We start from the raw sequence: 24,784 nt of genomic DNA on the forward strand, positions 1-24,784 counted from the left end.
GGACGGGCTGAAAATCAGCCCCTCCGGCGTTTGAGGAGCGGGGGTCCAGGGGGCGGAGCCCCCTGGCGGGGTCGAAGGGGCGGAGCCCCTGGAGGATGGGACGGGTAGGGGCGGCGGGGGCGAGAAAAGCAAGCGCTTAGAAAACTGCGGCCAGTGTCACACCGCGGCAGACGTGACCGACTCCATACGTACGGGTAACTTCCCAAGCAGCCCAGCCCGCATATCCCGTCCGTACGTCAATGGAGCCGTGATGCCCGAAGCCGTGATCGTCTCGACCGCCCGCTCCCCCATCGGCCGCGCCGGAAAGGGCTCCCTCAAGGACCTGCGCCCGGACGACCTGACCGCCACGATCATCCAGGCGGCCCTCGCCAAGGTTCCCGGGCTCGACCCCAGGGACATCGACGACCTGATGCTCGGCTGCGGCCTCCCCGGCGGCGAGCAGGGCCACAACCTCGGCCGGATCGTCGCCGTGCAGATGGGCATGGACCACCTCCCCGGCTGCACGATCACCCGCTACTGCTCCTCGTCCCTCCAGACGAGCCGCATGGCCCTGCACGCCATCAAGGCCGGCGAGGGCGACGTCTTCATCTCGGCCGGTGTCGAGATGGTGTCCCGCTACGCCAACGGCTCCTCGGACATGCCCGGCGCGCGCAACCCGCTGTTCGCCGACGCCGAGGCCCGCACCGCCGCCGTGGCCGAGTCCGAGGGCTCCACCTGGCACGACCCGCGGGAGAACGGCCACCTCCCCGACCCGTACATCGCCATGGGCCAGACCGCCGAGAACCTCGCCCGGGCGAAGGGCATCACCCGCCAGGACATGGACGAGTTCGGCGTCCGCTCGCAGAACCTCGCCGAGGAAGCCATCAAGAACGGCTTCTGGGAGCGCGAGATCACACCGGTCACCCTCCCGGACGGCACGGTGATCAGCAAGGACGACGGCCCTCGCCCCGGCGTCACCATGGAGGGCGTGGCGGGCCTGAAGCCGGTCTTCCGCCCCGACGGCCTGGTCACCGCCGGCAACTGCTGCCCCCTGAACGACGGTGCCGCCGCGGTCGTGATCATGTCCGACACCAAGGCCCGCGAGCTCGGCCTGACCCCCCTCGCCCGCATCGTCTCCACCGGCGTCTCGGGCCTGTCCCCCGAGATCATGGGCCTCGGCCCGGTGGAGGCCTCCAAGCAGGCCCTCCAGCGCGCCGGCCTCACCATCGACGACATCGACCTGGTCGAGATCAACGAGGCGTTCGCCGCACAGGTGATCCCCTCCTACCGCGACCTGGGCATCGACATCGACAAGCTGAACGTCAACGGCGGCGCCATCGCCGTAGGCCACCCCTTCGGCATGACCGGCGCCCGCATCACCGGCACGCTCATCAACTCCCTCCAGTTCCACGACAAGCAGTTCGGCCTGGAGACGATGTGCGTCGGCGGCGGCCAGGGCATGGCCATGGTCATCGAGCGCCTGAGCTGAACCCCTGAGTAGTCAACTCACGACCCAGCGTGAGCCTTCGGCCCGGAACCCGCGAAACTCCAAGGTTCTGGGCCGTTTTGTGATCCAATCTCCCCCAGGATGTGACCTATCTCCCTCGCGAGAGGGATCTGCGCAGCTCAGAGCCGTTTCACGACGAAACATCAGGCCCAAAGACCTGTCCCATTCGTGACGTTACGCACTGACAGCGGGATAGTCCTCCCTTCAAGCTGATGTAGGAAGTCGGGGGTCGACTTTGAACCGGGAGTACGTCAGTGAGCGCCATGCCGATCGCCTTGCTGCTCACCACGGCCGCCACAGGCGCCGTGGGCGTCGCCGTCCTGCGCACCCTCGTGGTGCTGCGCCGACAGGTCGCGGCCCTGCACACCGAGCTGGCCGAGAGCCGCACCACCGCACGCCCGCGCGTGCCCGCCGCCCGCCCCTCCGCCGACGTCGATGAGATACGCGCCGCCGTGGCCGAGGCCCTCGCCGAGGAGCGCGAGCGCGAGCTGGCCGAGGCGCGCGCCTTCTGGGCCGCCCAGGAGGGCCGTGACACCGACGCGCCGACCCTGCTGGGCCTCTCCGACAGCGAGCTGTTCCTGCCCCGCCAGAGCGACTTCGCGGGCCTGGAACCGCTCGAGCCGGTCACCGAGCCGGGCATGGACACCGACGAGTACGCCGGAGACTCCCCCGAGTTGGCCGCGGCCCGCCGCCGCCACCCCTCCCACCCGGACTTCGTCCCCGTCCAGTCACCCGTCGTCAACGACCACGAGCGCACCGTAGCCACCCTCGAAGAACTCGCCGCCGGCCGCGTAGAACTCACCGACGTCCGCCCCGGCCCCCTCGGCACCCTCGACGTCTACGTCTTCGCCGACGGCACCACCCTCTGCATGACCCCCGGCCACCGAGAAACAGCAGAACGCCTGGCAACAGCCCTCACCCAGGGCAAAACCCCCGTCCTCCTGGGCGGCTCAGGCATCTCAGGCGCATACACGCTGACATTCGAGTGCGGCGAGGAAACGGTCTACATCCTGGCGGACAGGGTCATAGCGTCGCTGTAGCTGGAACACGCCGGGAACTGAATCGCGCCCCATAGGGGCGCGGGGAACTGCGCGACAAGCCCCCACACACCCGCACCCGCCAACGGCACTCAGACGCCCGCCCTCTTCTGCGCCCCCTCCACCATCCGCACAGCCTCCTCAACCTCCCCCTCGCTCTGAAGTACGAGCGCCAAGTCATGCACGGCAACGGTGATTTGATCAGCCGCGGCGAACATCCCAGCGTCCGGCATCTCCCGAGGCTCCACCCCAGGCGCCTCCAAAACCTGCGCCCACCGGGCCAACTCCCTGGCCAACCCCAAAGCCTCAGCGGCAGCGCCCCGCTGCAACCGACTCTGCGGAGCAGCCCGCAACCGATCGGCAAAGTGATCCACAGCTCGCGTCAAGGGCGTCGTATCAACCACGCGCCGAGCCTACGCACCTTCCCCGCACTGTTGCCAACACGCGAACGCTCAGGCACGGTGACCTGAAGGACCGGCTTACATCCCCTGCGTCCGGAGGCGCCGATGTCCCACGTCCTCTCCGAGGAGACCCACCGCAACCTGCTCGCCCGCATCCCCCATTGCACCGGTCGTGAAGTCTCCGACTGGCTCCGCACCGTCGACGAAGGCCCCGCCCTCTTCCGCTTCGAGGAGAAGGTCAGCTGGCTCCGGCACGAACACAACCTCGCGTACGGCCACGCGAAGGCGATCATTCACGAGTACGACCTGAGGAGGGCCGCGCGCAAGTTCTTCTAGGCGCGCACAACGGAGAAGGGCCCCGAGCGAACCCGGGGCCCTTCCGCACAACCGACGCAGCTCAGTCGCCGCTTCAGTCGGAGCTGTTGAGGATCGCGATGATCCGCAGGAACTCCATGTAGATCCACACCAGCGTCAGCGTGAGGCCGAAGGCCGCCAGCCACGCCTCCTCACGCGGCGCGCCGTACGCGATGCCGTCCTCGACCTGCTTGAAGTCCAGGGCGAGGAAGCACGCGCCGAGCAGGATGCCGACGACACCGAAGATGATGCCGAGCGGGCCGCTGCGGAAGCCGAGGCCGTCGCCGCCGCCGAAGACGGCGAACAGCATGTTGATGACCATCAGCATGATGAAGCCGAGCGCGGCCGCCATCACGAAGCCGTAGAACCGGCGGTTGACGCGGATCCAGCCTGCCTTGTACGCGATCAGCACGCCGGCGAAGACCGCCATCGTGCCGAGCACGGCCTGCATGGCAGCGCCGCTGGCGATGCGGTTGTCGACGATGCTCGACAGGACGCCGAGGAATACACCCTCGAACGCCGCGTACGACAGGATCAGCGCCGGCGAGGCCTTGCGCTTGAAGGCCTGGACGAGGGCCAGGACCATACCGATCAGCGCGGCACCGATGCCGATGCCGTACGACCGGCTGATGTTCGCGTCGTCGACCGGCAGCAGCGCCCAGGCGAGCGCGGCCGTGACGATCAGAACGCCGAGCGTGGTACCGGTGCGCATGATGACGTCGTCGATCGTCATGCGGCCGGTGGTGACCGGGGCCTGCGGCGGAGCGCCGTGCTGCAGGTCCTGCTGGGCGTACGGGTTCTGCGCGTAGGGGTTCTGCGCGTACGGGTTGCCGGCTTGCGGCTGCGCGTACGGGTTGCCCTGCGTGCCCACAGCTGCGCCCCCGGCCTGCGGCGCGGTGTTGAAGCCCGCGTGGCCGTTGTCGCGGCTGAACCCCCGTCGCGAGAAGACCGGGTTGCTGCTCCTCATTTCACTCCTCCATGGCCACCCTGCGTGGCTGCCTTGGCTCAAGAGTAATAGGTAGGCAAAGGATTGACCCTACTGCTTGGGGAGGATCTTTCCCTCGTCGTGCTGCGCAACACGCTACGCGGGTGCTTGATTCCCGGCACGGGAGGGCCGCACTCATGACCAACCTGCGACATTGGCCTCCCCGCACCTCACCCGAACGGAAACCCCGTGTACCCCTCGGCGAGGTCCGTCTCGGCCGCCCGGGACGCCGCGATCCTCTCCAGCCGCGCCAGCTGGAGCCGGTCCTCGAAGGCGGTGGTGTCGGGGGCGCGGTGCAGCAGGGTCGTCATGTCGTAGGAGAACCGCTCGGCCTGCCACACGCGCCGCAGACAGGTCTCCGAGTAGGCGTCGAGCCGCTCCGCCGAACCGGTCTCCTTCTCGTACGACAGTGCCCGCGCGAAGGTGACGACGTCCCCGACGGCCAGGTTCAGCCCCTTGGCCCCCGTGGGCGGCACGATGTGCGCGGCGTCCCCGGCGAGGAAGAGCCGCCCGTGCCGCATGGGCTCATGGACGTACGACCGCATGGGCGTGACCGACTTCTGGGTGATCGGCCCGCGCTCCAGCCGCCAGTCGTCGGCGGTCTCCAAGCGCCGCTCCAGCTCGTCCCAGATCGCCTCGTCGGACCACTCCTGCGTGTCGGTGGCTTCCGGCACTTGGAGGTAGAGCCGGGATACGGACGGGGAGCGCATGGAGAGAAGGGCGAAGCCGCGGTCGTGGCGGGCGTAGACCAGCTCGTCGTGGGAGGGCGGTACATCGGCGAGGATGCCGAGCCAGCCGAAGGGGTACGTCCGTTCGAACGTGCGGGTGAGTTCGGCGGGGATCGCCTGCCGGGCCACTCCCCAGAAACCGTCGCAGCCGACGACGTACTCGCACTCCAGGACGTCCTCACGCCCCTCGTGCCGGAACCGCACCCGCGGGCTGTCGGTCTCCGCGCCCTCGACGGCCAGCGCCTCGGCGCCGAACAGCAGCGGGCCGCCCTCCTTGAGCTGGAGGGCGATGAGGTCCTTGCAGACCTCGGTCTGCGCGTACACCATCACGGACCGGCCGCCGGTCAGCTCCGGGAAGTCGACGCGGTGGCGCCTGCGGTCGAAGCGCAGCTCGATACCGTCGTGCCGCAGCCCCTCCCGGTCCATCCGCTCCCCGGCCCCGGCCGCGCGCAGCACGTCGACCGTGCCCTGCTCCAGGATCCCGGCCCGCTGCCGCTGCTCCACGTAGGCACGGTCGCGGCTCTCCAGGACGACCGAGTCGATACCGGCGTTGTGGAGCAGCCGGGCGAGGAGGAGCCCGGCGGGGCCTGCTCCGATGATGCCGACGGTGGTGCGCATCGATCGCTCTCCGTTTCTCTGTTCGCATAGCGAACTTTTCTTCACCATCTCCTGAAACGCGAGTCTCCGACGGCGCAGGCACGAAGTCAACGATCCTGCGATGAACTCTTCAATGGACGGGGCACGAGAAAGCGGTCGCGAAGGCGGCCCGCGAGAAGGTCGGAAGGTGCCCGGAACCGGACTTGAACCGGTACGCCCGCGAGGGGCAGCGAGGTTTAAGCTCGCCGTGTCTGCATTCCACCATCCGGGCAGGCCATGGGCTCCGCATCGAGGTTCCGAGCCTATCGGGACGCATCCCTCGAACAGCGGACGGGCGGACCGATGTTGTCTTATTTTATTGACGCCTGAGGGTGCATCAGCACATGGAACGGGCCATCCGCACTTGCCACCAGCCTTTCGTGCGACGCCCGGCGGCGTATACGGAATGACGGAATTTCACCGCCCGAACGAGGGGGCTCCACCTGTTCTTGACGAGTGGCCTCCGTGTCGTCCTCCAAGCGGGCCTCCGCTCAGAGTCGAGCGTCATCCCCAGGTATGACACGACCGCCCGCGGTCCGACCGAAGTCGCCCCCCGGAACCAGAACAGCGGGTGACTACACGAAGAGAGACGGCCGGGACGATGGATGACGTCCCCAGAACATCACCGTCGTCCTCAGGAGTGCCTTCTCGTGACCACCGCATCCATCGCCGGCCGGGCCACCGCCGTGGCCGCGCGCGCCACGGATCTGTCGAAGATCTACGGACAGGGCGAGACCCAGGTGGTCGCCCTCGACCGGGTCTCCATCGAGTTCCGCCAGGCCGAGTTCACCGCGATCATGGGCCCGTCCGGGTCCGGCAAGTCCACGCTGATGCACTGCGTGGCCGGCCTCGACACCTTCTCCTCCGGTTCCGTGCGCATCGGTGAGACCGAGCTGGGCTCCCTGAAGGACAAGCAGCTGACGAAGCTGCGCCGCGACAAGATCGGCTTCATCTTCCAGGCGTTCAACCTGCTGCCGACGCTGACGGCGCTGGAGAACATCACGCTGCCCATGGACATCGCCGGCCGCAAGCCGGACAAGCAGTGGCTGAACAACGTGATCGAGATGGTGGGTCTGAGGGACCGGCTGAGCCACCGCCCCGCCCAGCTCTCCGGCGGCCAGCAGCAGCGCGTCGCGGTCGCCCGCGCGCTCGCCTCCCGGCCCGAGATCATCTTCGGTGACGAGCCGACCGGAAACCTCGACTCGCGCTCCGGCGCCGAGGTGCTGGGCTTTCTGCGCAACTCCGTACGGGAGTTGGGGCAGACGGTCGTGATGGTCACGCACGACCCTGTGGCCGCCGCGTACGCGGACCGCGTCGTCTTCCTCGCCGACGGCCGCATCGTCGACGAGATGTACCGGCCGACCGCGGACAACGTGCTCGACTTCATGAAGCAGTTCGACGCGAAGGGCCGCACCAGCTGATGTTCCGCACCGCCCTGCGCAACGTACTCGCGCACAAGGCCCGGCTGTTGATGACCGTGCTCGCCGTGATGCTCGGCGTCGCGTTCGTCTCCGGCACCCTGGTCTTCGCCGACACCCTCTCCAACGCCTTCCGCAACCAGTCTGCGAAGAGCTACGACGACGTCGCCGTCTCCATCACCTCGTACGCCAGCACCGACGACGCCAAGGAAGAGCCCGGCCTCTCCCGCAAGACCCTCGACAAGGTCTCCGCGGTGGACGGCGTCGCCGCCGTGTCCGGCCGCGTCGACGGCTTCGCCGGGGTCGCCGACCCCGACGGGAAGCTGATCGGCGTCGGCTGGTCCAACAAGGGTTCCAACTTCGCCCCAGGCAAGGACGGCAAGGACCCCGCCTACACGTTCACCGACGGCTCCGGCCCGGTGAAGGACAGTCAGATCGCCCTGGACAAGGAGTCCGCGGCCAAGGGCGAGTACCAGGTCGGCGACCGGGTCCGGGTCGCCACCAACGGGCCGGTGAAGGAGTTCACCCTCAGCGGCGTGTTCACCACCGAGGACGGCGCGGTGAACGCCGGCGGCAGCCTCGTCCTGTTCGACACCGCCGTCGCCCAGAAGCAGTACCTCAAGCCGGGCTACTTCGAGAGCGCCACCGTCACCGCCGCCCCCGGCGCGACCGACGCGAAGATCCTGGACGCGGTCAAGCCGCTGCTGCCGGACACCGCCGAGGCCAAGACCGGCAAGGCGCTCGCGGACGAGCAGGCCAAGGAGATCGAGCAGGGCCTGGGCAATCTCAAGCAGGTCCTGCTCGGCTTCGCGGGCATCGCGCTCTTCGTCGGGATCTTCCTGATCTCCAACACCTTCACGATGCTGGTCGCCCAGCGCACGAAGGAGATCGCCCTGATGCGGGCCGTCGGTGCGTCGCGCAAGCAGATCACCCGTTCGGTGCTCGCCGAGGCGGCGGTGGTGGGCCTGGTCGCCTCGCTGATCGGCTTCGCCCTCGGCGTCGGGCTCGCGGTCGGTCTGCGGTCCGGGATGGCCGCGTTCGGCATGAAGATTCCGGACGGCCCGCTGATCCTGTCCGTCACGCCGGTGATCGCCGCGATCGGCGTCGGTGTGCTGATCACGATGTTCGCCGCCTGGCTGCCCGGTCGCCGGGCCGCGAAGATCCCGCCGGTGGCGGCCATGAACAGCGTCCACGCGGTGGCCACCACCAAGTCGCTGGTGCTGCGCAACTCCATCGGTACGGCCATCACCGGCCTCGGCGCGGCCGCGATCGTGGCGGGTGCCTCGACCGGCGGCGACGACGGCCGGATGTACATCGGGGCGGGCGCGTTCTTCGCGCTGATCGGTGTGATCATCCTGATCCCGCTGCTGTCCCGGCCCGTGATCGCGCTCGTCCGTCCGCTGCTCGTCGGCCCCTTCGGGGTGTCCGGGAAGCTGGCCGGCCAGAACGCGGTCCGCAACCCGCGCCGTACCGGCGCCACCGCCTCGGCGCTGGCGATCGGACTGACGCTGGTGACCGGCCTGTCGGTGCTCGGTGCCACGGTCGGCACGGCCATCGACAAGATGACCACGGACAACATCAAGGCCGACTACATGGTCTCGATGGCGAACGGCGGGGACCTCGACCAGTCCGCGCTGACGGCGCTGGAGAAGGCGAAGGGCGTCACCGCGGTCTCGCCGCAGCAGGACGTCGGCCTCCAGGTCGGTGGCGGGGACTACGTGTCCGCTTCGGCGGTCACCCCGGGCGCCATCCAGCACGTCCTGAACGTCGACGTCGTCAGCGGCGACATCGGCTCGCTCGCCAAGGGCCAGATCGCGGTCGCCGAGAAGACGGCCAAGAGCAGGGGCTGGAAGACCGGCGACAGTGTCAACGTCGCCTTCACCGACGAGAAGAAGGCCACGCTGACGGTCGGCGCCGTCTACAAGGACAGCGAGTTCCTCTCCCCCGTGCTCATCGACACCAAGGTCGTGAACCCGCACGAGGTGAAGCCGTACATCCCGCAGATCTTCGTGAAGGTGGACGGCGGCGAGTCCGCAGCGAACGAGAAGGTCCTCATCGACGCGCTGGGCGACAACCCCGCGATCACGATCGCGGACAAGCAGGACATCCGCAACGAGTTCGGCGGCGCCATCAACACCCTGCTGAACATCATGTACGGCCTGCTGGCGATGGCCCTGATCATCGCCGTGCTGGGCGTCGTCAACACCCTCGCGATGTCGGTCTTCGAACGGCAGCAGGAGATCGGCATGCTGCGGGCGATCGGTCTCGACCGGCGCCGGGTGAAGCGGATGGTCCGGCTGGAGGCCGTGGTCATCTCGGTGTTCGGCGCGGTGGTCGGCATCGGTCTCGGCTCGTTCCTCGGCTGGGCGATCGGCGAGACCATCGCGGAAGAGATCCCGGGCTACGTACTGGTCCTGCCCTGGGAGCGGATCGGGATCTTCCTGGTGCTGGCCGGACTGGTGGGCGTCCTGGCCGCGCTGTGGCCGGCGCGCAACGCCGCGAGGCTGAACATGCTGAACGCGATCAAGACGGAATAGCCGTACGAGCACATACGAGCACATGGGCCCCGCTCCCGGGGAGCGGGGCCCATGGCGTTTCAGCCCCAGACGCGGGCCCGCAGCGGCATCCCCGAGTCACCCGATGCGGGCGTCCGCACGGCCAGTACCTGGTTGACGCCGATGCGGTTGTGCTCGAAGGACAGCGCGCAGGCCGCCATGTACAGGAGCCAGACGCGGGCGCGGCCGGGGCTGGTGAGCCGTACGGCATGGGCCCAGTCGGCCTGCAGGTTGGCGACCCAGCGGCGCAGGGTGAGGGCGTAGTGCTCGCGGATCGCCTCGACGTCCCGCACTTCGAACTGCGCACGCTCCAGCTGGGTCACCGTGGTGCCGACGGGGGCGAGTTCGCCGTCGGGGAAGACATAGGAGTCGATGAACTCGTCCACGCTGTACGTCGACTCGTCGCGCTGAGGGCGGCGGGCGATCTGGTGGTTGAGCAGCCGTCCGCCGGGCTTGAGCAGGGTGTACAGGGTGCGGGCGTACTCCAGGTAGCGGGCGGAGCCGACGTGTTCGGCCATGCCGATGGAGGAGATCGCGTCGTACGGCCCGTCGGCGACGTCCCGGTAGTCCTGCACCCGGATCTCCACCTTGTCCGTCAGCCCCTCGCCCGCGACGCGCTTACGGGCGTACGCGGCCTGCTCGTGGGAGAGGGTGATGCCGACGACGCTCACGCCGTGCTCGCGGGCGGCGTGAATGGCCATGGAGCCCCAGCCGCAGCCGACGTCGAGGAGTCTTTGTCCCGGCGTCAGGGCGAGCTTGCGGCAGATGAGTTCGAGCTTGTCGCGCTGGGCGTCCTCCAGGGTCCCGGCGTCCTCCCAGTAGGCGCACGAGTAGACCATGGACGGGCCGAGGACGATCTCGTAGAAGTCGTTGCCGACGTCGTAGTGATGGCTGATCGCGCGTCTGTCGCTGCGCTTGGTGTGGAGGTGGGCGCGACCGCGGCGGACCTCCTCACGGGGCGGGGCGGGCGGCAGCGCGGGGCCGGCGAGCTTCACCAGTCCGCGTACGGCGGCCCGCACCTCGGGGTCGCGCAGCGCCTGGACGAGGGTCCGGTCGTCCTCCCCGCGCTCCCAGATGAACCCGGCCATCAGGTCGAGGGCGGTGTAGAGGTCGCCGTCGATGTCCAGGTCACCGGCGACCCAGGCGCGGGCGAGGCCCAGTTCGCCCGGCTTCCACAGCAGCCGGCGCACGGCACGGCGATTGCGTACGACGAGGGTCGGTGCACCCGGCGGCCCCGCCTGCGAACCGTCCCAGGCGCGGATGCGCACCGGGAGCGGGGCCCCCAGCAGCTGTTCGACGAGGCTCTTCAGCCGCTGTGCGGCGTCTGGCATGGCGCACACCTCCGTGACGGGGGATCCCGGAATGTCCCAACACCACGTAAACAAAAACAGGGGGACTACGCAGTCCCCCAAGAGCGTTACAACTGGGCAAAACAGCTGTAGCCAACACCTACATGGCGGCCCGGCCGAAGCCGCCGGAAGGCCCCCGGCGAACGCCGAAGGGCCTCCCGCACCACGGATGGCGGGAGGCCCTTCGGTTCGTTCAGCGACGGGAGCCGGTCAGGAGGCCTTGGCCTTCTCCTCGGACTTCTCGGTCTTCGGCGCGGCGGCGACCGGGGCGGGCTTTGCGGCCTCGTAGAACTCCTCGCGCGGGTGCTCCATCGCGCCGAGGGAGACGACCTCGCGCTTGAGGAACATGCCGAGAGTCCAGTCGGCGAAGACACGGACCTTGCGGTTCCAGGTCGGCATGGCCATACCGTGGTAGCCGCGGTGCATGTACCAGGCGAGCCGGCCCTTGACCTTGATCTTCATCTTGCCCATGACGATCATCGCGACGCCCTTGTGGAGGCCGAGCCCGGCCACCGCACCCTTGTTGGCGTGGGCGTAGTCCTTCTGCGGGAAGCCCCGCATACCGGAGATCACGTTGTCGCCGAGCACCTTGGCCTGCCGCAGCGCGTGCTGGGCGTTGGGCGGGCACCAGGCGTTCTCGTTGCCCGCCTTGCGGCCGACGAGGTCCGGGACCTGGGCGTTGTCGCCGGCGGCCCAGATGTAGTCGGTGCCCTTGACCTGGAGGGTCGGCTCGCAGTCGACGTGACCGCGGGGGCCGAGCGGCAGGCCGTAGCGGGACAGGACCGGGTTGGGCTTGACGCCGGCGGTCCACACGATGGTGTTGGAGTCGACCTCGAGGCCGTTCTTCAGCACCACATGGCCGTCGATGCAGGAGTCCATGGAGGTGGAGAGGTAGACCTCGACCCCGCGGGCCTCAAGGTGCTCCTTGCCGTACTGACCGAGCTTGGGGCCGACCTCGGGAAGGATCTTGTCGGCGGCGTCGACGAGGATGAACCGCATGTCCTCGCGCGAGACGTTGGTGTAGTACTTGGCCGCGTCGCGGGCCATGTCCTCGACCTCGCCGATGGTCTCCGCGCCCGCGAAGCCACCGCCGATGAAGACGAAGGTGAGCGCCTTGCGGCGGATCTCCTCGTCGGTGGTGGAGGCGGCCTTGTCGAGCTGCTCCAGCACGTGGTTGCGCAGGCCGATGGCCTCTTCGATGCCCTTCATACCGATGCCCTGCTCGGCGAGGCCGGGGATCGGGAAGGTGCGGGAGACCGCGCCGAGCGCGATGACCAGATAGTCGAAGGGCAGCTCGTACGCCTCGCCGACCAGCGGGGCGACGGTGGCGACCTTGCGGTCCTGGTCGATGGTGGTGACCCGGCCGGTGAGGACTTCCGCCTTGGGGAGCACACGTCGCAGCGGGACGACGACGTGGCGAGGGGAGATGTTGCCGGCGGCGGTTTCGGGGAGGAAGGGCTGGTAGGTCATGTACGACCGGGGGTCGACGACCGTGACGGTCGCCTCGCCGTAGCGCATCTTCTTCTGAATGCGCCGAGCTGCGTACAGGCCTACGTACCCACCGCCTACTACGAGGATCCTGGGACGCTCCGTGGTGCTCATGCCATCGAGTATCCACCCGCCCCAGGGGGGTGGCTCGTGCGCCCCTTCACAAGCTCCGGCAGGGGGTGTGTTATGCTGCGCGGCCCGCGTGACACAGGTCATGCCGGCGAGGGGGAACCACCGTACCGGTCGACCCGTTGTCAATGCCGCGTGAGCTGCCTCTCCGTTCCACCGGATCCCGCGTGAGCCCCTCGAAACACCCTCCGCGAAACCCTCGCGCAACGTCTCCGTCACGCACTCCTGAGCACGCCCACAGGCCCTGCGAACCCCCGGAAGGACCAACCGGAGCCTGTTCGTCGCCCAACAGGGCAGAATTCCTTGTGAAGAACTTCACGAACTTTTCCGGCGGGGTGTCGCGCAGTGGCGTGTCACGCCCCTCGGATGCGCTCATACGTTATCCGGCCTGCTCAGCCGATGGCTACCAATGAGTAATAAACGAGAGCTACGCCACCGGTGCGTGTCGTTCACCCGTCAGCCACGCTCCGCGCGATATTGGACAGAAGTGTGCATAGCGTGCCCGCATGAGCACTTCACAGCTGGCCAAGAAGGCCACTTCGCGAATAGGCGCAGTCAGCGCGGTCCTGGGTATCGCTCTTGCGATGGGCGCGGTGACGACCGCATCCGCCGCCGCGGCACCCGCCACTCACGCCGCCGTAAAGGCCACTCCGGCCAAGGGTGGCGGCCATGGCGACGATGGGGGGTGCAGCGGCCTCATCGTCCTACTCTGCAACTGACGGACAGCCCGCACAGGCTGCGGCGACGGCCCCGGCTCCTCTCTATGAGGAGCCGGGGCCTTCTGCCACCTTGAAGGCGATGCCGTCGAGGATGTCGTGCTCGCTCACGACGACTTCCTCGGCGCCGATCCGCTCCATGATCGAGAGGAGTACGAGGGCGCCCGCACCGATCACGTCCACGCGTCCCGGATGCATGGAGGGGATGGCCGCGCGCTCGGTGTGGGTGGAGTGCAGCAGCCGTTCGGTGATCTCCCGGACCCGGTCGTGGGAGACCCGGGAGTGGTGGATGGCGACGGAGTCGTACTCGGGCAGGTCCTGCGCGATGGCGGAGACCGTGGTGACCGATCCGGCCAGGCCGACCAGCGTGCGCGCCTCGCGCAGCGGAACCGTCTCCTCGGCGAGGTCGAGGGCGGCTTCGATGTCGGCGCGCATCGCCGCGATCTGCTCCTCACCGGGCGGGTCGGACACGACGCCGTCACGCACGAGGTGCCGCTCCGTCATCCGCACACAGCCGACGTCCACAGAGCGCGCGGCGCGCACGTGCTCCTCCCCCACGACGAACTCGGTGGAGCCGCCCCCGATGTCCACCACGAGGTACGGCTTGTCGAGGTGATCGCTCCCCGCAAGCTCCTTCGTCGCCCCCGTGAACGAGAACTCCGCCTCCTGATCGCCGGAGATCACCTCGGGCTCCACCCCGAGAATGTCCAGCACCCCCCGCACGAACTCGTCCCGGTTCTCGGCGTCCCGGGAAGCGGAGGTGGCCACGAACCGCAGCCGCTCCGCCCCGTGCTCCTTGATGATCGCCGCGTACTCCCGGCACGCCGCAAACGTCCGCTCCAACGCCTCCGGCGCAAGCCGCCCGGTCCGATCCACCCCCTGCCCGAGCCGCACGATCGTCATACGCCGGTCCAGATCGACGAGTCGACCGCTCTCCGGGTCCACGTCGGCGACGAGAAGCCGGATGGAGTTGGTACCGCAGTCGATGGCGGCGACGCGGGTCACTGCTCGTCCTCCTTCGGCGCCGTCACACACGCCCCCTTGCGCCACCACTCCGGCAGCATCGCGATCGCCTCGTCGCCGAGCGGATTGACACCAGGCCCCGCGGCCAGCGAGTGCGCGACAAGCACATGCAGACACTTCACCCGGTCCGGCATCCCGCCCGCGCTCGGAAAGCCCTTCAGCTCATCGATCTCGTCCCGGCGCCGGATGTAGTCCTCATGCGCGGAGCGATACGCGACGGCCAGCTCCGGGTCGGTCTCCAGACGCGCCGTCATCTCCTTCATGACGCCGTTCGCCTCGAGCGTGCCGATCGCCGACGCGGCCTTGGGGCACGTCAGGTAGTACAGCGTCGGGAAGGGCGTCCCGTCGGGCAGTCGCGGCGCCGTCTCCACGACGTCCGGCTGCCCGCACGGGCACCGGTGCGCGATGGCACGCAGCCCGCGCGGCGGACGCCCGAGCTGCTGCTTGAAGGCCTCGACGTCCGCGTCGGTGGGCTCGGTGCGCGGAGTGGACGGCGGGGGCTTTTCCATGCTCGTACGACATTCTCTCTGTCAGTTCACTGGCCGGAGGCGTCGGACTTGTCGACCCCGTCCCAGACATTCAGGTACCAGGGACGGTCCGCCGCCCCGGTGTCGGCGCGCGACTGCTTCGCCGCGCGCGGGTCGACCACGATGAACCCGGTCTCCCCCGGCATCACATAGTGCAGCCGCTGCCGGATCTGCTGCTGGGCGTACGCGTCGTCCTGCCAGCGCGCCTTCAGGTCCCGCAGCTGCTCGACCCGCTGCTGGGCCTGCTGCTTCTGCTGCTCCAGATCGGCGATCTCGGCGCGCTGGGAAACGTACTGCCTTATCGGATAGGCGAGGGCCACGACCAGCGAGCACAGGACGAGTGCCAGCAGCGCCGCGCGGCCGGTCAGCCGGGAGCGGCGGGCCTGGCGTTTGGTCTGGGACCGGTAGACACGGGCCGCCGTCTGCTCGCCGAGCAGCCGGATCCTGGTCGCGGTGGAGAATCGGTCCCGGTCCTTGACGGCCATGACCCACCTCCCCTTCATACGTGCGTACGTCCCCGCACACGGTACGGGACCGAGTACGGGGACGTACGTACGACGCTGCTCTAAGGCCTGTGTCAGTCCTTGAAGCGGGGGAAGGCGCTACGACCGGCGTAAACCGCCGCGTCGTCGAGGATCTCCTCGATGCGCAGCAGCTGGTTGTACTTGGCGACGCGGTCCGAGCGGGCCGGGGCGCCGGTCTTGATCTGACCGCAGTTCACGGCGACGGCCAGGTCGGCGATGGTGACGTCCTCGGTCTCGCCGGAGCGGTGGGACATCATGCACTTGAAGCCGTTGCGCTGGGCCATCTCGACGGCATCCAGGGTCTCGGTCAGCGAGCCGATCTGGTTGACCTTGACCAGCAGGGCGTTCGCGGAGCCCTCCTCGATGCCGCGGGCCAGGCGCTCCGGGTTGGTGACGAAGAGGTCGTCGCCGACGATCTGGACCTTGTCGCCCAGCTTCTCGGTGATGGCGTTCCAGCCGGCCCAGTCGTCCTCGTACAGCGGGTCCTCGATGGAGACGAGCGGGTACGCGGAGACGAGCTCCTCGTAGTACTCGGTCATCTCGGCGGCCGAGCGGGACTTGCCCTCGAACTCGTAGCTGCCGTCCTTGTAGAACTCGGACGCGGCGACGTCGAGCGCGAGCGCGATCTGCTCGCCGGGGACGTAACCGGCCTGCTTGATGGCCTCGATGATGAGGTCGAGCGCGGCGCGGTTGGACTCCAGGTTCGGGGCGAAGCCGCCCTCGTCGCCGAGGCCGGTGGACAGGCCCTTGGTCTTCAGCACCTTCTTGAGGGTGTGGTAGACCTCGGCGCCCCAGCGCAGGGCCTCGGAGAAGGTCTCCGCGCCGATCGGGGCGATCATGAACTCCTGGATGTCCACGTTGGAGTCGGCGTGCGAGCCGCCGTTCAGGATGTTCATCATCGGCACCGGCAGCAGGTGCGCGTTCGGGCCGCCCAGGTAGCGGAAGAGCGGGAGGTCGCTGGCCTCGGAGGCGGCGTGGGCGACGGCGAGGGAGACGCCGAGGATGGCGTTGGCGCCGAGCGAGCCCTTGTTGTCGGTGGCGTCCAGGTCGAACATCGCCTGGTCGATCAGGCGCTGCTCGGTGGCGTCGTAGCCGACCAGCTCCGGGCCGATCTGCTCGATGACGGCGAGGACGGCCTTCTCGACACCCTTGCCCTGGTAGCGGTTGGGGTCGCCGTCACGCAGCTCGATGGCCTCGAAGGCGCCGGTGGACGCACCGGAGGGAACGGCGGCACGACCCGTGCTGCCGTCGTCGAGGCCGACCTCGACCTCGACCGTGGGGTTGCCTCGGGAGTCCAGGATTTCCCGGGCTACGACGACGTCGATGGACGGCACGAGCATCTCCTTCGTGGATGTGACGCGGTTTAGCAGGACCGCAGCGGCTCTGCGAGATGAGCCTAACCGGCTCCGGGCGATCAGCCACCGGGTCACCCACCCGATGGACAGAACCGAGAGTAAATTGTTTCTGAACGGAACAAAAAGTGGGGCGGACGTGGGGCAGAAAAAAGCCCCGTCCCGGTGCGTACGGGGGAATGACGCACCGGGGCGGGGAGCCGAAGGCTGGATATCACTTCAGGTGCAGCTGCTGACCCGGGTAGATGAGGTCGGCGTCCGCGACGATGTCCTTGTTCAGCTGGAACACCTTGTGCCAGCCGCCCTTGACGCCGTGCTCCTCGGCGATGGTGCTGAGGGTGTCGCCCTTGACGACCTTGTACTCGCCGTCACCCTTCTTGACCTTCTTGCCGGTCGGGGTGGTGACGGTCTTCTTGGTGCTCTGCTCAGGCGCGGGGCGCTCGGCGGAGCGGGAGGCCGACTGCTGCTCGCTGGAGCGCGTGGTGGTCTCGTTGCTCTGGTTCTGCGAGGAACCGCTCGACGAGGAGCCGTTGTACGAGGCGCCCGACAGGCCGGTGCCGCAGTTCGGCCAGGCACCCTTGCCCTGGCCCGCGAGGACCTTCTCGGCTATCTCGATCTGCTGGGCCTTGGAGGCCTGGTCGGCGGTGGCGGCGTACTGCGTGCCGCCGTACGCCGCCCAGGTGGAGGCGGAGAACTGCAGACCGCCGTAGTAGCCGTTGCCGGTGTTGATGGACCAGTTGCCGCCGGACTCGCACTGGGCGACGGTGTCCCACTCGGAGGCGGTGGCGGCGGAGGCGTTGCCGGCCACCATCAGCGGGGCGGCGACGGCGGCACCGGTGACACCGGCGATGGCGATGGCGCGAGTGGCCTTGGACGGGCGGCGGTGCTTGCCCTTGCCGGAAAACAGCATGCTTGGATCCCCTCACCGACGCCTGCGAGGTGAGCTGTCGGGTTCGGGCCGGTTGAGTTGCCCGGCCATGTCTCGTACGAGGCTTTCGTCCCGTACGGGGCACGGCTTCACCCCAAGCCGCTCGGTCAACTGACCGGCGCGGCGCTTACCTTGGGTCCCCCGCTCCTGCCTACGGCGCTGTTAAGCGACGACTGTTCCCGTGCGGCCACTGGCAGGATTCGGCGTTGTGGCAGCCGGGGCTCGTGTTGACGAGCGGTGATGACCGTAGACACGCGATCCGTGGAATTTCAAAGACGATCAGGGCTTCTGAGACTCATCCCACACTTTCACTAAACCGGACATTCGGCGCGAAGCGGTGCGTCAACTACCGTTGGTTTTCGCCCGTTTCGACACCGACTCCGAGGGTCTGACCGGGGATGATGAGGTCCGGGTCGGCACCGATGGTTCCCTTGTTCTCGGCGTAGAGCGCGCGCCATCCGCCGTTCAGCTCAAGGGAGTCGGCGATGGTGGTGAGAGTGTCCCCGGTGCGGACGCTGTAGGAGGCGTGACGGCCGGAGGTGTCGGCACGTCCCTCACTCTCGGCCTCGTCCGCGCTGGCGCCCCGATGCTTGCCGGTCCCGGTGCCGGTGTCCGTAAGGTACGAAGAGCCGCCGCTCTGGACGGACTTGTCCGTATCATCACCCTCGGTCGAACCCGTGGAGGAGCTGGCGGAATCCCGTGAGGCACTCGGGCTAGATTCGGCGGATGTGTCTGACTTGGCCGAGTTGTCCGCCGCATCCGACGGCTCATCCGACGGCTCGTCAGACGGAGACGGAGAGGACGGCGAAGGGGAGGACGAGGAAGGGGAGGGCGAGGTGGACGACTCCGAAGATGAGGATGACTCAGGCGAGTCGGACAAACCGGATGAGTCGGAGGAAGTGTCGGGCGAGGTGGACGGTTCGGCCGATGCCTCGCCCGCCAGGCCCGTGTCGACGTTCGCCGAGCGGGAGTCCTCACCCAGACCGTGGAGCAGTCCGCATGCGGGCCACGCGCCGGCGCCCTGGTCCGCGAGGATCTTCTCGGCGACGGCTATCTGCTGGGAACGGCTGGCCTGGTCGGCGCTCGGGGCGTAGTCGAGGCCGCCGTACTGCTCCCAGTCCTCCTGGGCCAACTGCAGGCCGCCGAAGAACCCGTTGCCGCTGTTGGCGCTCCAGGCGCCGCCGCTCTCGCACTCCGCGACCTTGTCCCAGGTGCTGCCGTCGGCCGCGCTCGCGCCGCTCGCACCGAGGAGGGGGATGGCGATGGCGGAGCCGGTCACTCCGGCCGCGACGAGCAGGGCCGGGGCCTGACGGGGGCGACGGTGACGACCGTTCCCGGAGAGCATGCGGGGGCCTTTCGCGAGACAGCAGGGACCGGCGCGGCGGGTGAGGCTGGGGGGCCGCGCTGATCCGTGAACGTATAGGCAGCCCTTCACTTGTCACAAGTTAATGCCGCGTAGATCACGTGAAGATCACAGACTTGAGGTTCTGTCGCCTTTGGCTGCTTTCGAAGAGATGCGCCCCGTGATCTCAAACGGCGGGACAAGCGGCTCACGCTGGACCGGTGTGCCCCCACCACGGAGGTTCAGATGGTTCACGAGGACAGGCCAAAATCCTTTTGTGAACCATGTGTTCTCCCTGTCCTTGGCGAGCGCCCACGGCCCGTACCGCTCGGGAAGCTGGTCCCAAAGGCAGCCGCTGCGCAACCGATGGAGGACCCCGTTCACTTGAGTCCGGATGTCCACGGAGCCGCGCGCAAACTGACGATGCCGGAAGTAGGTTGCCATCAGCTCCTCGACAGCCGGCCACTCCGACTCCAGTACTTCACTGGGAACCAGGGCCCCAGTCCGCGCGTGCCATTCGGTCACCCTGCACTTGAGCCCGGAACGCTTCCGAACCTCTCCGAGCGGCTTCACCGTAATGTCCAGACGGTCGATCACCTGCCCCACCTCGGAGAGAGCCAAGTCCCGTGGCTTCCCCTTCACAATCAGCATGAGACCCGAGAGGTCCCCGGCACGCAGCGCTGCCTCCTCCTGTTCCGCGAGCACCTCCCTGCCCCTGGCAAGCAGTTCCCTTGCGCTCCGTACATCCTCAGCGAGCTGCCGCATGACCGCGTCCTTCACTGCCTGGTCAAGGTCGGGGACACGGGCCAGATCGGCTGCGGCACGTGCAGCGGCCTCCTCCTTGTCCTTGAGCGAATTCTCGAAGTGGGCAACACGCTCCCTCTGCTTGTGGATGTCCCCGGGACAGACCTGCGGGCTGCACCCCGACAGTGACGCAAGCTTCTCCGGCTCGGCCAGCAGCGTCAGAACCTCTCTCCACACCGCGGCCTCGATATCGTCGGCGGTCAGGTGAGGGTCCGAGCAACCCGTCTTCTTCCCTTTGCCGTTGTTACTGCCGCCGCACCGGTAGTAGCGAGTGTCGTTGGTTTTGCGGTAGTTGCCGACGTAACGGCGTCCGCATGAGCCGACGATCCGGCCGGTCAGCGGGTAGTACCCGGCAGGCGCATGCGAGGAGTGGCTGTTCCCCAGCATTGCCTTCGCAAGAGCGTCGGCTCGATCCTGGGTGATGATGCGGGGAACTCGGATGGCCACAGTGTCTCCATGCAGAGGGACTCCCTCCTGATCCAATTTGGTGCGGCTCCTCCCACTGCCGGCGGGGTTTCGGAAGACAACCTCCCCGCTGAGAAGAGCAGGGCTCCTGAGGCGCCGATGAAGATTGGCAGCAGTCCACAGTCGACCGCCGCGTGTGAGATACCCCAGGGTGTTCAACTCCCGAGCTGTCTCTGAGACGTTCTTCTCCTCGTCCACGATGAGACTCACGGCTTGGCGGACGACCCTCGCTTCGCCCTCGCTGATGACGAGCGTGGACCCACGCTTGCCGACCTGCTCGATGACGTACCCCCACGGCGGCGGGCCACCGACCCAGCCGCCTTCAAGGGCCTTGCGCTGGCGGCCGCCCTGCGTGCGCTCGCAGATGAGCTTCCACTCGGCCTCGGCCATCAGAGCGTGGAACTGCAGTTGTTGTCGGCCGGACGACGTGGTGGTGTCGATGTCCTGGGTGACTGACGCGAAACTGACGCCGAGGTCCTCCATGGCCCGGATCCAGGTCCAGAATGCCCGACCGGTACGGCCGATGCGGTCGAAGTTGTGGACCACGATCACGTCGACGAGACCTTGCCTAGCGGCCTGTTCGAGTCGCAACATGCCGGGACGCTCGATGATCGCCCCCGACACTCCCGCATCCTTGAAGATCAACTCAGGGGACAGAGTCCATCCAGGCTGGTTACTGATGTAGGCACGCCCCTCGCTCTCCTGGACATCAAGCCCGTAGCCCTAGGCCTGCTCATACGTGGAGACTCGCAGCATCAAAGCTGCTCGAACGGCGCGAGCGGGCTTCGATCCGCGGTTGGCCGCGGGCATGGGCATACCGATAGCGTTGAACACGTCAGCCCCTTCACGGCTGGCAAGGCCCCGGAGCTCTGGACAGCTCTGGGGCCCCTTGCATTATCGGGAATCTAACGCTTGTCAGGACACAGCGCTGCGGAATATGTGAAATTCTCGCCAATCTCCTATTTCTTGATACGTCAGGATCAGTCCCCGGGCTCTCCAACGGCCACGCATCCATTGCCCGGTTCCCGATACGGTCATCGTGTGAACGCCCCTTACACCGTCCCCGAACTCTTCACCTGGGAGTTCGCCGTCGACCCCTACCCGGCCTATGCCTGGCTGCGTGAGCACTCCCCCGTCCATCGGACCGAACTGCCCAGCGGGGTCGAGGCATGGCTGGTGACCCGCTATGCCGACGCGCGCCAAGCTCTCGCGGACGGGCGGCTGTCGAAGAACCCCGACCACCATGCCGAGGACGCACACGGGAAGAGCAAGACCGGTATCCCTGGCGAGCGCAGCGCCAATCTCATGACACACCTGCTCAACATCGACCCGCCGGACCACACACGGCTGCGGCGTTTTGTCTCCAAGGCGTTCACCCCCCGCCGTGTAGCGGAATTCGCGCCCCGCGTACAGGAGTTGACGGACGGCCTCATCGACCGGTTCGCGCCACGGGGCGAGGCCGACCTCATCCACGACTTCGCCTTCCCCCTCCCCATCTACGCCATCTGCGACCTCCTCGGCGTCCCGCACGACGACCAGGACGAATTGCGCGACTGGGCGGGGATGATGATCCGGCATGGAGGAGGCCCACGCGGTGGCGTCGCCCGCTCCGTCAAGAAGATTCGTGGCTACCTCGCCGAACTCATCCGCCGTAAGCGCAACGACCTGGGCGACGACCTGATCTCAGGCCTCATCCGCGCCTCCGACCACGGCGAGCACCTCACCGAGAATGAGGCTGCCGCGATGTGCTTCGTGCTGCTCCTCGCAGGCTTCGAGACCACCATCAACTTGATCGGCAACGGCGTGTACGCGCTTCTGCGCAATCCTGAGCAGCGGACCCGGCTTCAGGAGTCGATCAAGCGGGGTGAGCAAGAGCTGCTCGACACCGGCATCGAAGAGCTACTCCGCTACGACGGCCCCGTGGAGCTGGCCACCTGGCGCTTCGCGACCGAATCTCTCGCCATCGGAGGCCAGCACATTGCCGCCGGTGACCCAGTGCTGGTCGTACTTGCCGCCGCAGACCGCGACCCTGCGCGTTTCGCCGAGCCCGACACACTCGATCTCTCCCGCTCGGACAACCCTCACCTCGGTTACGGCCACGGCATCCACTACTGCCTCGGCGCACCCCTGGCCCGCCTCGAAGGTCGTACCGCTCTTGAGACACTATTGCGCCGCCTGCCCGATCTCCGGCTTGCCGCCGACCCCGCCGACCTGCGCTGGCGGGGTGGGCTGATCATGCGTGGCCTACGCGATCTCCCCGTACAGTTCACCGCAGTCTGACCGGGCTCAGCCCTCCGCCTCCTTGATCGCATCCCGGTAAGCCCGCGCCGCCGCCCGCAGCGCCGCCTCCGGGTCGACCCCGTCGGCCTCGGCGCGGGACGCGAGCGCCAGCAGCTCATAGCCCACGCCCTCGGCCTTCGGCAGCGGCACGTCCAGTCCCGCCGTGCGCACGCGCGAGGCCAGCTTCGCCGCGAGGGCGAGGCCGGGCTGGCCGAGGGGGACGCCGTCGGTCACCGACTTCCGCCGCTTCTCGGCCGCCTTGGTGCGCAGCCAGTGCTCCTTGACCTCCTCGGGGGTCGTCGCCGTCTCGTCGCCGAAGACGTGCGGGTGGCGGTGGATGAGCTTGGTGACGATGCCGCCCGCCACGTCGTCGATGGAGTAGGGGGAGTCGGTGTCCTCCTCGGCGATGCGGGCGTGGAAGACGACCTGGAGCAGGACGTCCCCCAACTCCTCGCGCAGTTCGTCGGCGTCGCCGTCCTCGATCGCCTCGACGAGTTCGTACGCCTCCTCGATCGCGTACTTCGCCAGGCCCTTGTGGGTCTGCTGCGACGACCAGGGGCACTCGGCGCGGATCCGGTCCATGACCTGGACGAGGTCGAGGAGGCGGGCGCCCGGCAGGTCGTACGAGGCGGGCAGCAGCTCCAGGTCGGGCATGTGGAAGCGACCCGAGCCTGCGAGCCGCGCGAGGCCGTCCGTCAGGGCCGGTTCGCCCTCGCCCGTGGCGACGACCACCACCGTCCGCCCGCCGGCGCAGATGTCGACCAGTTCCTCGGCGGTCGGGGACGCCTCGTCCACCGATATGCCTGCCTCCCCCAGATACGGCAGCTGCGGGTGCGCGCCGTCCGCGCACAGCACCCGGTCGGCGCCGTGCAGCGTCTGCCACGCGGACCAGGACAGCAGTCCGGGCGCCACGCGGTGGCTGGTGGTGAGCAGGATGATGCGGCCGGGGGCCTGTTCTGCGCTGGTTGCGTTCACTCTCCGAACGTAACGCACACCACTGACGGTGCCCCGAGTTGTCCACAGGGGGCAGGCGGCGGTTGCCGCCGTGCCGTTACGCCGTCTCCTGCGTCCCCGTCGCCGTGATCTCTCGTACCCACGGGGTCTTCGCGTCGACGCGGCTGCTCTTCTCGACGTCCCAGGCGCCGTAGCGCGGGTTGAGGTCGACGTTCAGTTTGTCGGAGGCCTCGGACAGTGCCTGCCAGAAGGCGGGCTGGCTGGTGTCGGTGCCGAGCCTCTCGGCGAGTTTCTGGGCCTCCAGCTGGAGGCGGAGGTTCTCGTCGAGGTGCTCCGGGGGGACGCCGTACTGCTGGAGCCAGGTCGTCTCCAGCCCCTTGGCGCCGCCGGCCTGCTCCTCCAGGGAGGTCCGCATCTCCTGGATCTCCTTGCGGGAGACGGTCACGCCCGCGTCCTGGGCGGCGCGGTGCAGCACCCGGTCGAGGACCATGCCGTGCAGGGTGTCGCGGGTGAGGCTGCCGGTCTTGGCGATGGCCTGCTCGTACTGTGCCTCGTCCGCGACGACCGCCCGCTGGGCCTCGCGCACCTGGCTGACCCTGTTCTCCAGCTGGGAGACGGTGATCCGCTGTCCACCGACGACGGCTGCCGCGCCGGGGTGCGCATCGTTTCCGCATGCGGTGAGAAGGGGGGCCGCGGCGACGATCGCGGCGGAGAGGAGGAGCGCGGTGCGACGGCGGCGGTGCAAGGAAGCCTCCCGGGATGGAGATTGTGCGGCGGTGCACAAAGTCTTGCGGTGATCGATGGTAGGCAGTGGCCAAGCTCTGGCCAACCCATTCGACCAACGATTCATCAGGACTTCGGGCACCTGGGAACCCGTCGAGTCGCACGTACGGCCCTCGATGAAGGGCCGGGTCTGCCGGACCCGCCTAGCGTCGAGGTGAACGCCGGTGCCGACTGCGCCGTGCTCCGAGGCAGAGGAGTCCCATGTCCGTCGTCTTGAATCTGCGCTGGCCGGAGATCACCCCCGAGGTGTACGAGGCCGCTCGCTCCGAGGTCCGCTGGGAGGAGGAGCCCGCGGACGGCCTGGACCTGCATGTGTCGTGGTATGCCGCGGACGGCTTCCACGTGCTCGACGTGTGGCGTACGGAGGACCACTTCGAGCGGTTCGTCGAGGAGCGGCTCGCGCCCGTGATCAAGGGCAAGCTGGGCGTCGAGGGCGACCCCGTCTACGAGTTCGCCCCCATGTACCGGCGGTTCGTGGCCCCCGGTGTCGCCGGGGCATCCTCCTAGCGCACGGCTCGCA

General features: G+C 68.2%; 22 protein-coding genes, 1 tRNA gene, 1 pseudogene and 1 riboswitch. Of the genes and pseudogenes, 8 read left to right on the top strand and 16 right to left on the bottom strand.

All coding sequences use genetic code 11. The annotated features are described in order from the left end of the window. The first annotated feature begins 250 nt into the window (after window positions 1–250). A complete protein-coding gene (locus QQY66_RS19370; RefSeq protein ID WP_301981603.1) occupies window positions 251–1,468 on the top strand; it encodes an acetyl-CoA C-acetyltransferase in 1,218 nt (405 codons plus the stop codon). 281 nt (window positions 1,469–1,749) lie between these two features. Next, window positions 1,750–2,526, top strand: coding sequence for a hypothetical protein (locus QQY66_RS19375; protein WP_301987405.1), 777 nt, complete (start codon window positions 1,750–1,752; stop codon window positions 2,524–2,526). Window positions 2,527–2,615: 89 nt separating this feature from the next. On the opposite strand, the gene QQY66_RS19380 is transcribed toward QQY66_RS19375, so the two are convergent. Continuing rightward, window positions 2,616–2,927: a hypothetical protein gene (locus tag QQY66_RS19380; RefSeq protein ID WP_301981604.1), complete on the bottom strand. Its 312-nt coding sequence runs from the start codon at window positions 2,925–2,927 to the stop codon at window positions 2,616–2,618. A 102-nt stretch (window positions 2,928–3,029) separates the two neighbouring features. On the opposite strand from QQY66_RS19380, the gene QQY66_RS19385 reads away from it, so the two are divergent. Then, a complete protein-coding gene (locus QQY66_RS19385) occupies window positions 3,030–3,260 on the top strand; it encodes a DUF4287 domain-containing protein (protein WP_301981605.1) in 231 nt (76 codons plus the stop codon). Window positions 3,261–3,333: 73 nt separating this feature from the next. Here QQY66_RS19385 and QQY66_RS19390 read toward each other — a convergent pair whose 3' ends face one another. The 3 genes from QQY66_RS19390 to QQY66_RS19400 form a co-directional block, all read right to left on the bottom strand. Next, window positions 3,334–4,245: a Bax inhibitor-1/YccA family protein gene (locus QQY66_RS19390; protein ID WP_301981606.1), complete on the bottom strand. Its 912-nt coding sequence runs from the start codon at window positions 4,243–4,245 to the stop codon at window positions 3,334–3,336. A 188-nt stretch (window positions 4,246–4,433) separates the two neighbouring features. Further along, on the bottom strand, window positions 4,434–5,609 hold the full coding sequence (locus tag QQY66_RS19395) for a 4-hydroxybenzoate 3-monooxygenase (RefSeq protein ID WP_301981607.1): 1,176 nt from the start codon (window positions 5,607–5,609) through the stop codon (window positions 4,434–4,436). A gap of 167 nt (window positions 5,610–5,776) precedes the next feature. Further along, a tRNA-Leu gene (locus tag QQY66_RS19400) sits at window positions 5,777–5,859 on the bottom strand. A gap of 418 nt (window positions 5,860–6,277) precedes the next feature. Between QQY66_RS19400 and QQY66_RS19405 the strand changes: the two genes are divergently transcribed. Together QQY66_RS19405 and QQY66_RS19410 are read left to right on the top strand one after the other, a co-directional pair. Beyond that, complete coding sequence (locus tag QQY66_RS19405) at window positions 6,278–7,048, top strand: ABC transporter ATP-binding protein (RefSeq protein ID WP_301981608.1); 771 nt, start codon at window positions 6,278–6,280, stop codon at window positions 7,046–7,048. Further along, window positions 7,048–9,582, top strand: a complete 2,535-nt coding sequence (locus QQY66_RS19410) for an ABC transporter permease (protein WP_301981609.1) — start codon at window positions 7,048–7,050, stop codon at window positions 9,580–9,582. Before QQY66_RS19405 ends, QQY66_RS19410 begins: the two co-directional genes overlap by 1 nt. Before the next feature lie 59 nt (window positions 9,583–9,641). Here QQY66_RS19410 and QQY66_RS19415 read toward each other — a convergent pair whose 3' ends face one another. Then, the gene (locus QQY66_RS19415; protein ID WP_301981610.1) at window positions 9,642–10,931 is read right to left on the bottom strand and encodes a class I SAM-dependent methyltransferase; all 1,290 of its coding nucleotides are present in this window, start codon (window positions 10,929–10,931) and stop codon (window positions 9,642–9,644) included. Between the two features lie 228 nt (window positions 10,932–11,159). After that, window positions 11,160–12,551: an NAD(P)/FAD-dependent oxidoreductase gene (locus QQY66_RS19420; RefSeq protein WP_301981611.1), complete on the bottom strand. Its 1,392-nt coding sequence runs from the start codon at window positions 12,549–12,551 to the stop codon at window positions 11,160–11,162. A gap of 521 nt (window positions 12,552–13,072) precedes the next feature. Here QQY66_RS19420 and QQY66_RS19425 point away from each other — a divergent pair. Next, a complete protein-coding gene (locus tag QQY66_RS19425; RefSeq protein ID WP_301981612.1) occupies window positions 13,073–13,285 on the top strand; it encodes a hypothetical protein in 213 nt (70 codons plus the stop codon). 42 nt (window positions 13,286–13,327) lie between these two features. Here the strand turns inward: QQY66_RS19425 and QQY66_RS19430 are convergent, their stop codons facing one another. The 8 genes and pseudogenes from QQY66_RS19430 to QQY66_RS19465 form a co-directional block, all read right to left on the bottom strand. Further along, the gene (locus QQY66_RS19430) at window positions 13,328–14,287 is read right to left on the bottom strand and encodes a Ppx/GppA phosphatase family protein (RefSeq protein WP_301981613.1); all 960 of its coding nucleotides are present in this window, start codon (window positions 14,285–14,287) and stop codon (window positions 13,328–13,330) included. After that, window positions 14,284–14,814, bottom strand: coding sequence for a DUF501 domain-containing protein (locus QQY66_RS19435; protein ID WP_301981614.1), 531 nt, complete (start codon window positions 14,812–14,814; stop codon window positions 14,284–14,286). Before QQY66_RS19435 ends, QQY66_RS19430 begins: the two co-directional genes overlap by 4 nt. A 26-nt stretch (window positions 14,815–14,840) precedes the next feature. Further along, entirely contained in the window at window positions 14,841–15,317 is a 477-nt protein-coding gene (locus QQY66_RS19440; protein ID WP_301981615.1) for a septum formation initiator family protein, read from the bottom strand. 92 nt (window positions 15,318–15,409) lie between these two features. Further along, complete coding sequence (eno, locus tag QQY66_RS19445) at window positions 15,410–16,696, bottom strand: phosphopyruvate hydratase (protein WP_301981616.1); 1,287 nt, start codon at window positions 16,694–16,696, stop codon at window positions 15,410–15,412. Window positions 16,697–16,922: 226 nt separating this feature from the next. After that, entirely contained in the window at window positions 16,923–17,618 is a 696-nt protein-coding gene (locus tag QQY66_RS19450; RefSeq protein WP_301981617.1) for a transglycosylase family protein, read from the bottom strand. 4 nt (window positions 17,619–17,622) lie between these two features. After that, window positions 17,623–17,805, bottom strand: a riboswitch (cyclic di-AMP (ydaO/yuaA leader). A gap of 177 nt (window positions 17,806–17,982) precedes the next feature. After that, window positions 17,983–18,981, bottom strand: a complete 999-nt coding sequence (locus QQY66_RS19455) for a transglycosylase family protein (protein ID WP_301981618.1) — start codon at window positions 18,979–18,981, stop codon at window positions 17,983–17,985. Between the two features lie 126 nt (window positions 18,982–19,107). Further along, the gene (locus QQY66_RS19460) at window positions 19,108–20,169 is read right to left on the bottom strand and encodes a transposase (protein ID WP_301987407.1); all 1,062 of its coding nucleotides are present in this window, start codon (window positions 20,167–20,169) and stop codon (window positions 19,108–19,110) included. Window positions 20,170–20,178: 9 nt separating this feature from the next. Beyond that, window positions 20,179–20,955, bottom strand: a pseudogene (locus QQY66_RS19465) (recombinase family protein); the annotation flags it as partial. 333 nt (window positions 20,956–21,288) lie between these two features. Between QQY66_RS19465 and QQY66_RS19470 the strand changes: the two are divergent. Then, a complete protein-coding gene (locus tag QQY66_RS19470; protein WP_367666981.1) occupies window positions 21,289–22,527 on the top strand; it encodes a cytochrome P450 in 1,239 nt (412 codons plus the stop codon). 6 nt (window positions 22,528–22,533) lie between these two features. On the opposite strand, the gene QQY66_RS19475 is transcribed toward QQY66_RS19470, so the two are convergent. Together QQY66_RS19475 and QQY66_RS19480 are read right to left on the bottom strand one after the other, a co-directional pair. Further along, complete coding sequence (locus QQY66_RS19475) at window positions 22,534–23,502, bottom strand: nucleoside triphosphate pyrophosphohydrolase (RefSeq protein WP_301981620.1); 969 nt, start codon at window positions 23,500–23,502, stop codon at window positions 22,534–22,536. Window positions 23,503–23,578: 76 nt separating this feature from the next. Beyond that, on the bottom strand, window positions 23,579–24,226 hold the full coding sequence (locus QQY66_RS19480; protein WP_301981621.1) for a SurA N-terminal domain-containing protein: 648 nt from the start codon (window positions 24,224–24,226) through the stop codon (window positions 23,579–23,581). Between the two features lie 239 nt (window positions 24,227–24,465). Between QQY66_RS19480 and QQY66_RS19485 the strand changes: the two genes are divergently transcribed. Further along, a complete protein-coding gene (locus tag QQY66_RS19485) occupies window positions 24,466–24,771 on the top strand; it encodes a hypothetical protein (RefSeq protein ID WP_301981622.1) in 306 nt (101 codons plus the stop codon). Window positions 24,772–24,784 lie beyond the last annotated feature (13 nt).

The sequence above is a fragment of the Streptomyces sp. DG2A-72 genome, from assembly GCF_030499575.1.
In the GTDB taxonomy this organism is placed as follows: domain Bacteria; phylum Actinomycetota; class Actinomycetes; order Streptomycetales; family Streptomycetaceae; genus Streptomyces.